Source organism: Emticicia sp. SJ17W-69 (genome assembly GCF_051209875.1).
Classification (GTDB): Bacteria; Bacteroidota; Bacteroidia; order Cytophagales; family Spirosomataceae; genus Emticicia.
Map to the genome: position 1 here is coordinate 666,399 of NZ_JBNTQY010000001.1, position 15,778 is coordinate 682,176.

The window sequence follows — 15,778 nt, forward strand, 5'->3', positions numbered from 1 at the left end:
GATAAAATTTGCCAAAGTCAAAAAAAATATCGAATATCGAATAAATTATTGACCCGAACACAAACGAAACTTTAAACTATGACTTTTCTCTGCATTTGTACTTACTTCAAAGGCGTTGAATTTCTGAAATCATGCAAAGCCGAAGGAAACACCGTTTATTTATTGACCAATAAAAAATTAGAGCATAAGCCTTGGCCACATGAATCGGTAGATGAGTTTTTTTATTTGGATAATGTTGAAAATACATTCGATACTTATCAAAAAATATTAACAGGCTTGTCGAATTTGATGCGTAGTAAAAAAATCGACCGTGTGGTAGCTTTGGATGATTTTGATGTAGAAAAAGCAGCATTGGTTCGTGAACATTTCCGCATTCCTGGCATGGGTCAAACAACAGCTCGATATTTTCGAGATAAATTAGCCATGCGAGTTCAAGCACAAGATTCAGGTATTGCTGTGCCACCTTTTAGCTCGCTTTTCCATGATATTGATATTACCGAATATTTACAAAAAACTTCCCCGCCTTGGGTAATCAAACCTCGTTCGGAAGCTTCAGCAGCAGGGATCAAGAAAGTACATAGTTTTCAAGAAGCATGGGATACAGTTCATTCGTTAGGCGATGAAAGACATAATTTTTTGATTGAGCAATTTAAGCCAGGGGATGTTTATCATGTCGATGCTTTGACAGTAGGAGGAAAGGTGATTTTTTCGAGAAGTAACCAATACCTCAATACACCATTTGAAGTGGCTCACGGTGGCGGAATCTTCCGTTCAGTCACAGTTGAGCATAACTCAGAAGATGATGTAGCTTTAAAGAAAATGAATGAGCAGGTAATGAAGGCATTTGGCTTGAAATTCAGTGCTTCTCACACCGAAATGATTAAATGCTATGAGGATGGTAAGTTTTATTTTTTAGAAACAGCCTCTCGTGTAGGTGGAGCCAATTTAGCGGAAATGGTTGAGTTTTCATCGGGAATTAATCTGTGGAGAGAATGGGCAAAAATAGAAACAGCTGTAGCTACTGGCGGTAGCTATGAATTGCCAAATGTTGAGGAAGATTATTCAGGAATTGTTATTTCACTTTCATCGCACCAATACCCAGATTATGCTCCTTTCAATGACCCAGAAATTGTTTGGAAAATGAATGATGAATACCACATAGGTTTAATCGTTCGCTCAAAAAGTCGGGAAAAAGTAATGGAATTGATGGAAAAGTATGCCTCAATGATTCGAGATTTAGGATACCACGCTTCTGCTCCTGCTCCTGACAAACCAGTACATTGAAATTTACGATTTATGAATGACGATTTACGAATTATTTGTAATTAAAAACAAACAGCTTATCATTCGTAACTCGAAATTCGTAAATCGTCATTCGTAAATAAAAAACATGAATCATCAACAAATAATAGAATACGTAAATGCTCATCCTTCGGGAAAGGTAAAATTAGCCATTGCCGATATTGATGGTGTTTTGCGGGGTAAATATATTAGTAAACAAAAATTTATGTCAGTCATCGAAGGCGAATTAGGCTTTTGTGACGTGGTTTTTGGCTGGGACATGGCAGATGTTTGCTACGATAATACAAACTTTACAGGTTGGCATTCGGGCTATCCTGATGCTAAAGCAAAACTTGATTTAAGTACTTTTCGTAAAATCCCTTGGGAAAATGATGTACCTTTTTTCTTAGGAGAATTTATTGAAGATGCTGCTGAAGTTTGCCCCCGAACTTTGTTAAAAAAAATCATTCAAGATGCTGAAAACGACGGTTTTAAACCTTTTTTTTCGCAAGAGTTTGAATGGTTTAATTTTGAAGAAACGCCTGCTACTATTCATCAGAAAGGCTTTCAAAATCTCACGCCACTAACACCGGGAATGTTCGGTTATTCACTTTTGAGAAGTAGTTTGCGAAATGATTTTATGACAAATCTTTTTGAGCAACTTACAAAATTTGATATTCCAGTAGAAGGCTTACACACAGAAACTGGACCAGGTGTGTATGAAGCAGCCATTGCCTATTCAGATATTTTACAAGCAGCCGATAGAGCAATTTTATTTAAAACTTCGGTGAAGGAAATTGCCAGTAAATTAGGAATTATGGCAACTTTCATGGCAAAAATCAATGAAAATTTACCAGGTTGTAGCGGCCATGTGCATCAAAGTCTTTGGGATACAGAACTAAAAAAGAATCTTTTTTATGATGAAAAATCAACCACTCATATAAGTAAACTGATGGAAAGTTATATGGCTGGACAGTTGTTTTGTTTGCCTTATATTTTACCTATGATTGCCCCGACAATCAATAGTTACAAACGCTTGGTCGAAGGTGCTTGGGCTCCTACAACACTTACATGGGGGGTAGATAATCGCACGGTTGCATTGCGAGCTCTGCCTTTAGGCAAGAAATCTTGCCGTCTTGAAACACGTGTAGTTGGTTCAGATACTAATCCTTATTTGGCTTTAGCTGCTTGCTTGGCAGCGGGATTATATGGCATTCGCAAAAATTTGAAACTTACTCAACCAGCCACTGTTGGGAATGGTTATCGAGATATAAGTAATGGCATTTTACCAAGAAACCTTGATGAAGCTACTAAAGCTATGCAAAACTCAGATGTTGCCAAAGAGTTATTTGGAGAAAAATTTGTTGAACATTTTACCCAAACCCGTGATTGGGAGTGGAGGCAACACGCTAAAGCTGTTACAGATTGGGAATTAAAACGTTATTTTGAGATTGTTTAAAAAATTAATGAGTGAATGAGTGATTGATAGAATGAGTGAATATGTAAATATTTGATTATCAATATTATATAGTAATCACTCATTCACCAATCACCCAATCACAAATAACCACTATCTATGATAATCCTCGTTGTTATTCTTGCTATTGTTTTTATTATTATCTCCTCTACTTGGCTGAAACTTCATCCTTTGGTTGGTTTGTTGGTGGCGGCTTTGGGCGTTGGGATTTTCTCAGGTCTGCCAGTTGATAAATTAGCTGAGACAATCGGTAAAGGCTTTGGTGAATTGATGTCAAAGATTGGCTTGATGGTAATTTTGGGTTGTGTCATTGGAGCAATTTTAGATAAATCTGGTGCTGCTATCAAGGTAGCTGATATTATTTTAAATTTTTTTGGAAAAAAATACCCTGCTTTTGCCATGTCGGTAATTGGAGCTGTGGTTGGAATTCCAGTTTTTTGTGATTCGGGATTCATAATATTATCAAAACTAAATAAAATTGTTGCAAAAAAAACTAATCGCCCATTAGGCACCATTGCTATTGCTTTGTCGGGTGGACTTTTTGCTACGCACACGCTTGTACCGCCAACACCTGGCCCACTTTCGGCAGCAGGAAATTTGAATATTTCAGATTCGGTTGGATTGGTTATTTTGGTAGGGTTGGTTGTATCTATTCCGAGTTTGTTTCTATCTACTTGGTTTGCTCAAAAGTTTGCTAAAAACTTGGATATTATCGAGGATGATGAATTAAAAATCAATGACACAGAAGAAAAAACTTTGATACCCGCATGGAAAGCTTTTATGCCCATTTTATTGCCAATTCTGTTGATAACAATAGCTTCTTTTGCCAAGATACTTCAATCGGGTGGCTTTCCGCTTCCGGAGCAACTTACAAAATGGCTAAGTTTTTTGGGTAGCCCGCTGATTTCATTTTTATTAGCGATATTTTTTTCTTATTCCTTATTTCCAGAAAAACCTGCTGAGAAAATGTTGGCTTGTTTTAAAAGTGGCATTGAGCATTGTGGAACAACCTTGGTTTTGGTAGGGGCAGGAGGGGCTTTTGGAGCAGTTTTGAAAGAAACACCCTTGAAAGATATGGTAAGTACTTGGCTTATCACTAACCAAACTTCGGGTATAGTTTTCTTGTTGATTGCATTTTTGGTGGCGGCATTTTTCAAAACAGCACAAGGTTCAACGACAAGCTCAATGGTGCTAACTTCAGGCATTTTAGCTCCGCTGACAACTTCGATGGGTTTTACCGAGCCATTAGACCTCACGCTTTTAGTGATGGCAGTTGGTAGCGGAGCAATGACCGTATCTCATGCCAATGATGCGTGGTTTTGGGTGGTTTCACAGTTTACAGGGCTCAACCAAAAAGATGCTTATCGCACCCACACATTGCTCACAGGTTTGCAAGGTATAGTGAGTTTGATAGTTACTTGCTTGATTTATTTGATTTTTTGATAGTAAAACGGAGTTCCTACTCCGTTCTACAATTATCTTCTTTTTCTACCCTGCTTTTTCTCAGAGTTTCGACCTCTTCCAGAACTGCTACCACGACGAGCAGTTTCTTTAGGTTTTTTGCCACCTCTGGTAGTTGAGGTAACCATTTTATCACCAATACCCACTAATTCTAAATCCATGCTTCTACGCTCCAAGTCTGTGCCTTTTACAACTACTTTTACTGCATCACCAAAGTTGATAACTTTGCCTGTACGCTTACCCACTACTCGGTAATTGGCCTTGTCCCATTCGTAGAAGTCATCATTCAAATCTGCTAAACGTACCATTCCTTCGCAACTGGTTGAGGTGATTTCTACAAAAATACCAAAATCCGTTACTCCTGTGACAATGCCATTGAAAACTGTTCGGCGATCTTGCAAGCTCATAAATTCAACTTGCTTGTATTTGATTGAAGCTCTTTCAGCTTCGGCAGCTAATTTTTCACGGTCAGATGAGTGTTTGGATTTTTTCTCAAAATCTTCCCCCGAAATCGTGCTTTTTTGCTTAGGCGAAAGCGTAAGATAATATTGCAAAAGTCGATGAGCCATCATATCAGGATAGCGGCGAATGGGCGAAGTAAAATGACTATAATGGTCGAATGCCAATCCAAAATGCCCTAAAGGTTCGGTGGTATAGCGAGCTTTAGACATCGTACGAACCGCCAATTGTTCCAAAACATTCTGAACGGGTGTTCCTTCTACTTCTGCCATCATTTTATTCATCGAATTAGAAAGCACTTTTTCTGAGTCAGTTTTTATTGAAAAACCAAAACGAGCAGCAAAATTGGCAAAGTTTTGTAATCTTTCAGGATTTGGTGGTTCATGGACTCGATAAACCATTGTATTGCTTTCTGAGCCATCATGTTTTCTTTTAAAAACATATTCAGCAACCTTTTTATTGGCCAAAAGCATAAACTCTTCGATGAGCTTGTGAGCATCTTTTCTGATTTTCAACACAACACCCAAAGGTTTTCCTTCGGCATCTAATTGAAATTTGACTTCATTGGTTTCAAAATTGATTGCTCCATTTCTAAAACGCTCTTTTTTTAATATCTTAGCAATATGATTGAGCGTATGTAGCGGTAGTTGATATTTTTCTAAAATTTCATTGGTAGTTGGATTCAAAACATCACCTTCCGTACTTTCCAAAATCTCTTGTGCTTCTTCATAAGTAAATCTCTTGTCAGAATGAATAATCGTTCTGCCAAACCACTCAGAAACGACTCGACCATCATGTGTCATTTCAAAAACTGCCGAGAAAGTCAATTTATCTTCATGCGGGCGAAGCGAACAAAGATTATTGGATAGTTTTTCTGGAAGCATCGAAATCGTTCGATCAACCAAATATACCGATGTTGCTCGATAGAGAGCCTCTTCTTCTAATCTTGTGCCTTCTTGCACATAATGGGTAACATCAGCAATGTGTACACCGACTTCGTAATTGCCATTATCTAATTTCAAGAAACTCAGGGCATCATCAAAATCTTTTGCATCAAATGGGTCAATTGTAAAAGTCAGTATATTTCTAAAATCTCGTCTTTTCTTGATTTCTTCTTCAGTAATTACTTCCGAAATCGCTGCTGCTTCGTCTTCAACTTCTTTGGTAAATTTATTTGGTAAGCCAAATTCAGCCAAAATTGCGTGCATTTCAGCATTGTTGTCGCCAGCTTTTCCTAAAATTTCGATTATTTCACCAATTCCTTGTTGAATATTGGTTGGATATTCTTTAATCTTGACAATCACCAAATCATCTTTGGTAGCACCATTGATTTTGTCTTTTGGAATAAAAATATCATCGTGGAGGTTTTTATGGTCGGGTTTTACGAGAGCATAATTACCAAATACTTGTACTTTTCCAACAATTTCGGTTCTGCCACGTTCAACAATTTCAATAATTCTTCCTTCTGGATTATCTCCCTTTTTGTAAAATTCACCATAAGTTGCAACTTTTACTAAATCGCCATCCATCGCTCCTTTTAGTTCATCACCACTGACCCAAATATCAGGTTTTGAATCATCGTATCTTACAAAGCCAAAGCGTTGATTTACATGGTCGAGGCGACCAACGACAGCGTTTGCATTTACATCAACGGTGTATTTTCCTTTATCTACTTGCTGTACTTTGCCTTCTTCTACCAAGTCTTCCACAATCATTCCATAAACTGCTTTTTCTTGTTTATTGAAGACATCATAATGCGTAAATAGGTCTTGAAGTGTGTATGGACGTTCGGTATTGACCGAAAGAAAAGCTAAAATTTCAGCTTTTAGTTGGTCATAATATGATTTTTGTTTGTTTTTTGCCATTTGTTTATTAATTCTGCTCTACTCCTTGCCAATCGTACATTGGATTTTGAGTTGGGTCCCAGTTAGGGTAAATCAAGAAATGTTTTTCTTGTATTTTGTGCATCAATATATTTCTCAATTCGCTGAGATTCTCTTTGTATTCTGCCGAAATAAAGACTACGTTTTCGGTGTTTTTTGTTAAATAACTATTTTTTAGTTTTTCAAGATTTCTCTGTAAATCCACTTCTGTAATGGTTTCGAGATGCTCGTCGAGGTTTTCTTCAGATTCAGGTTTAAAAAGGTCTAATTTATTGAAAACCAATACCATAGATTTATCAGAAGCACCAATACTTGCTAAAGTTACATTCACCACTTCGATTTGCTCTTCAAACGAAGGATGCGAAATATCAACCACATGCACCAAAATATCTGCTTCTCTGATTTCGTCCAAAGTTGATTTAAAAGATTCGATGAGGGGAGTTGGGAGTTTTCTAATAAAACCAACGGTGTCGGTTAGTAAGAACGGAATATTTCCCAAAACCACCTTTCTGACAGTAGAGTCGATAGTGGCAAACAATTTATTTTCGGCAAATACATCAGTTTTTGCCAAGCGTCGCATCAAAGTGGATTTGCCAACGTTGGTATAACCCACCAAAGCCACACGCACCAACTGGCTGCGTTCTTTTCGACGAGTAACACTTTGTTTATCAATCAACTCTAATTTATCTTTCAAAAAAGATATTCTATCTTTTACGATACGTTTATCAGTTTCCAATTCTTTTTCACCAGGCCCACGCATACCTATCCCACCTTTCTGACGGCTAAGGTGCGACCACATACGAGTCAGACGAGGCAACAAATATTGGTATTGAGCCAACTCAACTTGTCGTTTCGATTGGTCTGTTCTGGCACGTTGCGAAAATATATTCAAAATCAACAAACTACGGTCAAGAATCTTAATATCTTGAAATGTAGCTTCGAGGTTTCTTACTTGTGGAGCAGTGAGGTCATCGTCAAAAATGATGCTATCAACGGGATTATCAATGAGCCATGTTTTGATTTCTTCTAATTTACCTTTTCCTACAAAGGTTTTGTTATCGGCACGTTCGAGGCGTTGCGTAAAAACTCTTTTAGTGATTACGCCTGCGGTGGTTGCCAAAAAATTTAATTCATCAAGATACTCTTTGGTTCGTTCGGCATTTTGCTTTTGCGTAATGAGACCAACCAAAATTGCGGTTTCTTGCTGTTTTGCTGTTGAAAAAATGGGTGAGTTTAACAATTTACTAAAATATTTATTACTTTGAAATAACTAATAGCTGTTAGGAAAAGTTTCTTTCCTATAAAATACAAGATTCACTAAATATAAGAAAAAAAAATGATAAAAACAAGTTTTTAAAGATTTTAATCACCTTATATAATATCTTCACAAAAAAAATATTGAACGGTAGTATGTTAAAAAACTTTTTTTTGATTTAATTTGTTGATTACAAATGATTTAGAGGAAAATAGCCTCTTTTGATAATATTTTATAAAGAGTTTGGCACGCTTTTGGTAAACATAAAACAAGTGTTACGAAAAAACTATTTAGCGGTAACAAACGTTTAAAATATTAGTAAAGTAAGCATTAAAGTAAAGTTTATAGGAATAAATTGCTGATTAAAATTAGGTTTTAAAAGCAATTTTTCTACCAAATGCAAGTTAAAATTGGGGCAAAAAAAAATGCCATTAGATAAGAAAATCGAAACAATATTTTTTTTATTCTAAAATTATTTAACTTTGCTTCGGAAAGATACCCGAAATGGGATTTTCCGAGGAAAATTCAGCAATGAAGTTTCCATTTTTGATTCGAATCCAATTATAGAGCTTATACATGGATTATTAGGAAAGCACGTAAGTCGGAATCCCTGCCACTATTTTTGAGGTAGGGATTTTTTTTATGCGTAACTTTGCTGAGGATTAGCTTTTAGCGGTGAGCTATTGGCTTTTAGCGAGGGAAAACCTCAACATTTAGAATAAATTTTCATTAATTGAGAGTAAGAAAGCTAAAAGCTAACTGCTAATAGCAAAAAGCTAAAAAAAATGGGAGAGAAAATAGCAAAAAAAGTTGATGTAACGAATAAAAAAGCAGGGTTTGAATTCTTCTTTTTAGAAAAATTTTCAGCAGGAATGGTTTTGACTGGCACAGAAATCAAGTCTATTCGTTTAAATAAATTTAGTATGGTTGATGCGTATTGTTATTTTGATAGAGATGAACTTTATGTCAAGAATCTTAATATTTCAAAATATGAACAAGGTACGCATTATAACCATGACCCTTTGCGTGATAGAAAGTTATTGTTGAAGAAAAAAGAGCTCAAAAAACTTTCCAATAAGTTGACAGATAAAGGTTTAACGGTTATTCCAACAAGGCTTTTTATCAACGATGGAGGTTTAGCCAAGTTGGATATTGCTTTGGCAAAAGGTAAAAAGCTCTACGATAAACGAGATAGCATCAAAGAAAGAGATGTATCTCGTGAACGAATGCGAGATGAGTAGTGCTTTTCACCGAAGCAGTTCATCTAATTTTGATTGATACTCCTTAAAGTTTTCTAAGCCTTTGTGGTGTCCACCTTGCAAAGTGGTGAGTGTTTTCTCAGGGTTTTTCTTGGCAGACTCTAATAATTTGATGCTTTGACTATATGGAATAACCTCGTCAGCAGTGCCATGAAAAACATGAACATCACAATGCACTTTTGGTAGCCATTCGTGGGCAGGAACTTTAAATTCGGATACATACTGAAATGGAAATATCGGTAAGCGACTAAAGGCCACATCAGGTAAACTATAGTATGGTGTTTCAAGAATTAATTTTTTTACAGGATTTTCTGAGGCAACTTTGATAGCTGCTCCGCAACCCAACGAGCGTCCGTAGAGTACAATTTTATCTGGATTGTAACGACGGCTCAAATCATCAAAAATATATTGAGCATCGAACAAAAAGTTTTTTTCATCTAATCTTCCATTGGTTTTACCAAAGCCCCGATAGTCATACATCACTACATCGTAGCCACGTTCTGTAAACTGTGTGGCGTGTTCGCCCCAACGTGCCAAGTTATCTGCATTACCATGAAAATATAGCACTACACCTTTTGAAACGCTATCTTTAGTAGCAAAACGTAAGGCATTTATTCTAATTTCAGGTGCTACTACCACGTAAAATTCTTCACTGCGTGGAAAATCAAAATGATAATCTTTTGCTAATTTCTTGGGATGAAGCAAAATAAATCGTTGGAAAAGAATCAATGCCAAAATGGTGATGACATAGATAGTTAGTGCAATTTGTAGGTATTTTAATTTAAACACGAATGTAATGGATACGGGATCGCCCGTGCGATGAATAATTGAAAATATTTAGAAATTTACGATTGATAAATGCCGATTTACGAATGAATTGCAGAAATTTTATGGCTACGGCGAACCATTCGTAAATCGGCATTCGCAATTGGTCAATGCAATAAGTGTTTATCAAAAATTAAATCGAATCTGTCAAGTAATATTTCTTCGAGATGCTTATGATATTCAGGAAATGAGGGTAAATTATTATGTCCACCACCATAAATAGGTACTAATCGAGTTTTTTGTGGGGCTAATTTTGCCAAATGAACACTTGAGCGAAATGGAATCAACAGATCTTTTGTACCATGAATGATATAAATAGGACATTTGACAAACTTAATATATTGATCGGTTCTTATCGAAAATCGTAGAATCATACCTACTGGTAGAAATGGTAAAAATCGATTCATTAATTGCGAAAAACTATAATAGGGTGCGTCAAGAATAAGCGTTTTGGGATGATTCTTGGAAGCTAATTTACAAGCAAAACCTGAGCCAAGCGAACGTCCATAAATGACAATGTTCTTTTCATCATATCCTTTCGACTGCATTTTGTGGTAAACCGCTTGAGAGTCTTCATACATTCGTTCTTCATGCCGTTTACCTGTACTTTTGCCAAAGCCTCGGTAATCTATCATCAAAACATCGTAATCGTGTGAGATGAAATCTTTCGCATATTTTGCCCAACCCTTGATACTACGAGTGTTTCCATGAAAATAAATAACTAAACCTCTTGTATCTTCACCAACATCATAAAACAACAAGCCGTTGATTCTTGCACCGTCGGGCATATCAAAAAATAATTCCTCAAAATGGTCATCGTAACGAAACTCAAAATCTTGCGAGAGCTTTTCGGGCTTAAAAATGAAATACTCCTGCACTTTATATGCTATTATGCAAATAACAACGTATAAAACAATTACCAAAAGGATAATTTGTGTAACAGACATCTGGGTTATCAATTAAAACTTCTGCGAATTTATCATTTTTAAAAGGATTTCCCAAAAATCTATATTTGACTATTTCTCTCTGATGTTTTATTTTACAGCCATCCAATTGGCTTGCATCATTGGGTGATTCAAATAATTGCGAGATGATGTAAGATATTTGTTTTCATAATCATTCACCAGCTCAACCATAATATCTTTAAAAAGGTCTAATTTATCTTCGCCTAAAATCTCCGCAAATTTTTGATTAATATGTTGGGTACATTTCTTCCAATCAATCATTGCTTGAAACCCTTTTTCGGTAAGTTTTACAATCAAAGCACGAGCATCTGTTTGGTCTTTTACAACATCTACAAAGCCTTCGATTTGTAATTCTTTTATCAACTTACTCATACCTTGCTTCGTCATTCCCGCCCCTGCCGCCAATTTATTGATGTTTGTACCTTCTGAACCGATATGCACTAAAGCCACTATATGACCCACACGAAAGTTTTCATAGCCAACGCCTTTCAAATAATCTCCCGCTAAATCACTCATATAACGGTATGTCCTATTTAAAAGTCGTCCTAATAGCCTTTCTTTATTGGCCTTGAATGCAGAAACTTCCTGCAATAACTCATCGTTCATGTTTTCTAACTATTTGATTTTCATAAGCAAAGATACTACAAAAAAAATAATTGTCAATATACTTGACTAATTTAGTAAACTTAGTTTACCTTTGTGTCGTCAATATAGTTTACTAAATTAGAAAAATCCATATAGATTAGAATTTTATAGATTCCTGAAGCAAAAAAACAGAAAAAGAAAAATGGCAACTCCACAAAAAAAATCATTCAAAAACTACATTCCTCGTATTATTTTATTACTCATAGTGATTGCATCAGCTATTTATGCTTATAATAAATATAAGTACAATCAAATGTATGAGACTACCGAAAATGCTCAGATAGAAACTTATACTGTGCCTGTTGTACCAAGAGTAGGCGGTTATGTAACAGCCGTTAATATGAAAGACTTTGAGGAAGTTAAAAAAGGACAACTACTGGTTGATATTGATGACAGCGAACAAAAATTAGCTTTGGTAGAAATGGAAGCAATGTATCAACAAATGCTTACCGATGTTGAAAATGCCAAAGCAAGTATCAGAAATGCAGATTTGACCATCAATGCCGCCGAAGCTAACTTAAAAACGACGGCTTTACGCAAAGAAAAAGCATTGAAAGACGCCGAACGTGATGCAAAATTATTTTCAGATAATGCTATTACGAAGCGTCAGGCTGATGATAGTAAGTCAAATCTGGATGTATTGAATGCTCAGTATGATAGTCAAAAACAAGATTGGACAGCTTCGAAATCTCGTATAGAGGTATTAACATCAAATCTTCACAAAGCAGAAGCAGCTTTAGCGGTACAAAGAGCTAAAATTGATCAACAAAAATTGCGTTTGACATATTCGAAAATTTATGCCACAGAAGGTGGTAAAATTGGTAGAAAAAGTGTTGAACCAGGGCAGTTTATTCAACTAGGACAAACTTTGGCAACTATTGTTCAAGATTCACTTTATTGGGTTGTTGCCAATTTCAAAGAAACACAAATCAGACGTTTGGCTGTTGGGCAAGAAGTGAAAATTGTCTTAGATGCTTATCCAGAATTAGAATTGAAAGGTAAAATTGCAGACTTTTCGGATGCAACAGGTGCTAAATACGCTTTACTTCCACCTGATAATGCAAGTGGTAACTTTGTGAAAGTTACGCAAAAAATTCCTGTAAAAATTACCATTGAAGGTGTTGAAAAATTACGTGATAAGTTGCGTGCTGGTATGAGCTTAGAAGCTGAAGTGAAAGTTAAATAAGCAACAGTTAGCAGTTGGTGGCGAACGACGTTCTGCTCCACAGTTTAAACTTAACATAGATAATTTTCATGGGAAATATAGAAAATACAAAAAATCCAGTGGGAGCTGCACGATTTATCATCGTTTTGACGACCGTAACAGCCGCTGTGATGGAGTTGCTTGATACGACAATTGTCAATGTAGCTTTGAATCAAATTTCTGGTTCGCTTGGAGCAACAATTGAAGACATTGCTTGGGTAATTACGTCGTATGCAATTGCAAACGTAATTATTATTCCGATGACAGGCTTTTTAGGCGAATATTTTGGTCGAAAAAACTATTATTTAGCTTCAATGATTTTGTTTGGCATTGCCTCATATCTGTGCGGAACTTCAGATAGTTTGTGGGAATTGGTTTTATGGCGATTTGTACAAGGAATAGGAGGAGGAGCATTACTTTCTACATCACAAGCCATTTTATTTGATGCTTTTCCTGGAAAAGAGCGAGGTACAGCTTCTGGCCTTTTTGGAATGGGAATCGTACTTGGACCGACACTTGGGCCAACGCTTGGTGGTTATATTGTTGATAATTTCTCTTGGGGAGATATTTTCTTTATCAATGTGCCAATATGTATCGTTGCTACGGTGTTGACAATCTTGTATGTGCCGAAAAAAGAAGGCGAGGGTAAAAATAAAGCAAATATTACGATTGATTATTTTGGAATTATCTTACTTATTGTGGGAATTGGCTCTTTGCAATATATCCTCGAAAAAGGTGAATCAAAAGATTGGTTTCAGTCAAGAGAAATTTCCGTAATGGCTCTTTTGGCAATACTTGGAATTGTTGGATTTATTAGTCGAGAATTAAATACCGACCATCCTGTGGTGAATTTAAGGGTATTTGCTAATCGAAATTTTGCCTTTTCATCAATTTTTGTACTTGTTTCTGGAGTTGGTTTATTTACATCGGTCTTTATTTATCCTGTAATGGTTCAAAGAATCAATGGGTTTACGCCTTATGAAACTGGACTTTCCTTGTTTTTTCCGACTCTGACGATTTTACCATTATTTCCGATTTTGGGTAAACGAATGTCAGCAGGAGCTTCTCCAATTCCATTTGTTATTGCAGGGATACTTATTTTTGCGTTCTTTGGGTTTTATAGCGGAACAGCCACCGCAGATATGGGGCGTTGGGATTTTTATCCAATACAATTACTCCGTGGATTAGGAACTGTCATGCTACAATTACCCCTGATTAATGCCTCAGTGGCAGGTTTGAAACCTAATGAATTTGGGGCAGGAATTTCACTCACTAATATGATTCGTCAGCTCGGTGGGGCATTTGGTATTGCTTTGGCAAATAACTATGTTACGCTTCAATATGCTCAACATCGCTCAGATTTAGTGGCAAATTATACCCCTAATAATCCACTGTTTGCCGAAAAATTTAATGCGATAAAAATGGGTTTCTTAGCTCGCTCAGGCGACATAGCTCAGGCAAGTACTCAGGCATACCGACAGTTAGAATTATTGCTTGATAGACAATCATATTATTTGGCGTATTTAGATACATTCAGAATCGTATCAGTGTTTTTTCTTTGTGTGCTACCTTTAGTGGCCTTATTAAGAACCAAGAAAAAAAGTGCAGCCGAAATTGCAGAAGCAGCCAAAGCGGCAGCTGAAGCACATTGATTAATCTTATTTCTCAATAAGTAATCTTTCAGATGTAATTATTAAAAATTTTGTATCTCGAATCAAAAATCTCGAATCTCAATGAAAATCAATAAAATATTAGTGCTTTTTGGCTTGTTTTCGAGCCAATTGACCATCGCACAAAATAATGAGGCATTACCGCAACTTATCAAACAAGCTTTAGAATATTCACCAAGAATCAAAGAACAACAACAATTATTGGGCGTTGGTGATTACCGAATTAAGGTTCAAGAAACAGGGCTGAAACCTCAAGTAAGTGGAGAAGTAAGTTATTCACGCGTTGACCCAATTGCTAAAGCTACATTGCCCGTTAATGGTGAGCCACGTGAAATTCAATTTCAACCTCATAATAATTACAATGCAGGTGTTGGAGCATCTTATGTGATTTATGATTGGGGTAGATTTAAGGCCGGTGTTCAAAAAACACTACTCGAAATTCAACAGCAAAAAGGTGGAATTGAAGCCTTAAAACACATGTTGGCTTATCAAGTTGCTCAATTGTATTATGGTATTATTTATTTACAAAAAGCAATTGTTGTACAGGAAGACCAGCTTAAGTTAATTCAAGAAAATGGTAAAATTATTTCTGATAGAATTAAAAGTGGTGATGCTTTGGATTATGATGCAGTACAAGTTCAGGTTCGTTATAAAAATGCTGAAATTCGTATCGTTGATTTACAAGGACAATTGGAAAAACAATATATTTTTCTGAACTCTTTGATTGGATCTGATGCTCGGAAATTAATTTCAATTAATAGCGAACTTCAATTTAATAATACCAAAACAGATTTTCAAAGTGCTTATAATGAGGCAATTACTAATAATTATGATTTAGGGTTATTAAAAAGCAAAGAAGAAGTGTTAGCTCAAGAAATCAAGATTTCATCAATGAGTAGTTTACCTCAATTGGCTGCTAATGCAGCATTGGGTATTCGCAATGGTTATCTGCCAAATATTGCTACATTAAGACCAAATTCATTGTTGGGAGTAAAATTAACGATTCCAATTTATACAGGAAAACGTGGATTTTATAATACTCAAATAGCAAAAATAAACTTAGACGCAGCAAAGCAAAGTACTGAATATCAGAAGACCCAAATCAGTCGAGATATTGAGAATGCTTTCAATGAAATAAAAGTAGCAAATCAGAAAAAAGAGTTGGCAGCTCAGAATATTTTTCAAGCAGAGTACACCCTGAAATTAGCAAAGATTCGCTTGACTAATGGCGTAAGTACACCAGTGGAAATTCAAGCAGCAGAAACAGGCTTAGAAGATGCCAAGTTTAGTTTGTTACAATATGATTATCAAGCACTTTTGGCGAAGTTAGAAATTGGAAGATTGTCTGGGTTGAAGTTTTGGTAAAGAAAGTAGCACAATTTTCTAAATTGTTT

At 36.0% G+C, this 15,778-nt stretch carries 12 protein-coding genes; 7 read left to right on the forward strand and 5 right to left on the reverse strand.

Annotated features, from left to right (window positions below):
• Positions 1–78: 78 nt before the first annotated feature.
• The 3 genes from ACQUQZ_RS03005 to ACQUQZ_RS03015 all read left to right on the forward strand — a co-directional run bounded on the left by ACQUQZ_RS03005 (position 79) and on the right by ACQUQZ_RS03015 (position 4,201).
• Positions 79–1,284: an ATP-grasp domain-containing protein gene (locus ACQUQZ_RS03005; protein WP_435353262.1), complete on the forward strand. Its 1,206-nt coding sequence runs from the start codon at positions 79–81 to the stop codon at positions 1,282–1,284.
• 106 nt (positions 1,285–1,390) lie between these two features.
• Positions 1,391–2,740 carry a glutamine synthetase family protein gene (locus ACQUQZ_RS03010; RefSeq protein WP_435353263.1) on the forward strand — a complete coding sequence of 450 codons (1,350 nt, stop codon included), beginning with the start codon at positions 1,391–1,393 and terminating at the stop codon, positions 2,738–2,740.
• 117 nt (positions 2,741–2,857) lie between these two features.
• Positions 2,858–4,201: a GntP family permease gene (locus tag ACQUQZ_RS03015; RefSeq protein ID WP_435353264.1), complete on the forward strand. Its 1,344-nt coding sequence runs from the start codon at positions 2,858–2,860 to the stop codon at positions 4,199–4,201.
• A gap of 32 nt (positions 4,202–4,233) precedes the next feature.
• Here the strand turns inward: ACQUQZ_RS03015 and rnr are convergent, their stop codons facing one another.
• Positions 4,234–6,543 (reverse strand): ribonuclease R, encoded by a 2,310-nt coding sequence (rnr, locus tag ACQUQZ_RS03020; RefSeq protein ID WP_435353265.1) that lies wholly within the window; start codon positions 6,541–6,543, stop codon positions 4,234–4,236.
• 7 nt (positions 6,544–6,550) lie between these two features.
• A complete protein-coding gene (hflX, locus tag ACQUQZ_RS03025; RefSeq protein ID WP_435353266.1) occupies positions 6,551–7,801 on the reverse strand; it encodes a GTPase HflX in 1,251 nt (416 codons plus the stop codon).
• A gap of 800 nt (positions 7,802–8,601) precedes the next feature.
• Here hflX and smpB point away from each other — a divergent pair.
• The gene (gene smpB, locus ACQUQZ_RS03030) at positions 8,602–9,057 is read left to right on the forward strand and encodes an SsrA-binding protein SmpB (protein WP_435353267.1); all 456 of its coding nucleotides are present in this window, start codon (positions 8,602–8,604) and stop codon (positions 9,055–9,057) included.
• Positions 9,058–9,063: 6 nt separating this feature from the next.
• Here smpB and ACQUQZ_RS03035 read toward each other — a convergent pair whose 3' ends face one another.
• From ACQUQZ_RS03035 to ACQUQZ_RS03045, 3 genes are all read right to left on the reverse strand, one after another.
• The gene (locus tag ACQUQZ_RS03035; protein WP_435353268.1) at positions 9,064–9,864 is read right to left on the reverse strand and encodes an alpha/beta hydrolase; all 801 of its coding nucleotides are present in this window, start codon (positions 9,862–9,864) and stop codon (positions 9,064–9,066) included.
• A gap of 143 nt (positions 9,865–10,007) precedes the next feature.
• Positions 10,008–10,847 (reverse strand): alpha/beta hydrolase, encoded by an 840-nt coding sequence (locus ACQUQZ_RS03040; RefSeq protein ID WP_435353269.1) that lies wholly within the window; start codon positions 10,845–10,847, stop codon positions 10,008–10,010.
• Between the two features lie 87 nt (positions 10,848–10,934).
• Positions 10,935–11,471 carry a MarR family winged helix-turn-helix transcriptional regulator gene (locus ACQUQZ_RS03045; RefSeq protein ID WP_435353270.1) on the reverse strand — a complete coding sequence of 179 codons (537 nt, stop codon included), beginning with the start codon at positions 11,469–11,471 and terminating at the stop codon, positions 10,935–10,937.
• Between the two features lie 181 nt (positions 11,472–11,652).
• Here ACQUQZ_RS03045 and ACQUQZ_RS03050 point away from each other — a divergent pair, with 181 nt between their 5' ends.
• The 3 genes from ACQUQZ_RS03050 (at position 11,653) to ACQUQZ_RS03060 (ending at position 15,749) form a co-directional block, all read left to right on the forward strand.
• Positions 11,653–12,696, forward strand: coding sequence for an HlyD family secretion protein (locus tag ACQUQZ_RS03050; protein WP_435353271.1), 1,044 nt, complete (start codon positions 11,653–11,655; stop codon positions 12,694–12,696).
• Positions 12,697–12,764: 68 nt separating this feature from the next.
• Positions 12,765–14,366 carry a DHA2 family efflux MFS transporter permease subunit gene (locus ACQUQZ_RS03055; RefSeq protein ID WP_435353272.1) on the forward strand — a complete coding sequence of 534 codons (1,602 nt, stop codon included), beginning with the start codon at positions 12,765–12,767 and terminating at the stop codon, positions 14,364–14,366.
• A gap of 81 nt (positions 14,367–14,447) precedes the next feature.
• The gene (locus ACQUQZ_RS03060) at positions 14,448–15,749 is read left to right on the forward strand and encodes a TolC family protein (protein WP_435353273.1); all 1,302 of its coding nucleotides are present in this window, start codon (positions 14,448–14,450) and stop codon (positions 15,747–15,749) included.
• Positions 15,750–15,778: the final 29 nt, after the last annotated feature.

What these genes read in the sequence shown, in the direction of transcription:
- ACQUQZ_RS03005 (WP_435353262.1), top strand. Translation starts at nt 79, where the DNA reads ATGACTTTTCTCTGCATTTGTACTTACTTCAAAGGCGTTGAATTTCTG.
- ACQUQZ_RS03010 (WP_435353263.1), top strand. Translation starts at nt 1,391, where the DNA reads ATGAATCATCAACAAATAATAGAATACGTAAATGCTCATCCTTCGGGA.
- ACQUQZ_RS03015 (WP_435353264.1), top strand. Translation starts at nt 2,858, where the DNA reads ATGATAATCCTCGTTGTTATTCTTGCTATTGTTTTTATTATTATCTCC.
- rnr (WP_435353265.1), bottom strand. Translation starts at nt 6,543, where the DNA reads ATGGCAAAAAACAAACAAAAATCATATTATGACCAACTAAAAGCTGAA.
- smpB (WP_435353267.1), top strand. Translation starts at nt 8,602, where the DNA reads ATGGGAGAGAAAATAGCAAAAAAAGTTGATGTAACGAATAAAAAAGCA.
- ACQUQZ_RS03040 (WP_435353269.1), bottom strand. Translation starts at nt 10,847, where the DNA reads ATGTCTGTTACACAAATTATCCTTTTGGTAATTGTTTTATACGTTGTT.
- ACQUQZ_RS03045 (WP_435353270.1), bottom strand. Translation starts at nt 11,471, where the DNA reads ATGAACGATGAGTTATTGCAGGAAGTTTCTGCATTCAAGGCCAATAAA.
- ACQUQZ_RS03050 (WP_435353271.1), top strand. Translation starts at nt 11,653, where the DNA reads ATGGCAACTCCACAAAAAAAATCATTCAAAAACTACATTCCTCGTATT.
- ACQUQZ_RS03055 (WP_435353272.1), top strand. Translation starts at nt 12,765, where the DNA reads ATGGGAAATATAGAAAATACAAAAAATCCAGTGGGAGCTGCACGATTT.
- ACQUQZ_RS03060 (WP_435353273.1), top strand. Translation starts at nt 14,448, where the DNA reads ATGAAAATCAATAAAATATTAGTGCTTTTTGGCTTGTTTTCGAGCCAA.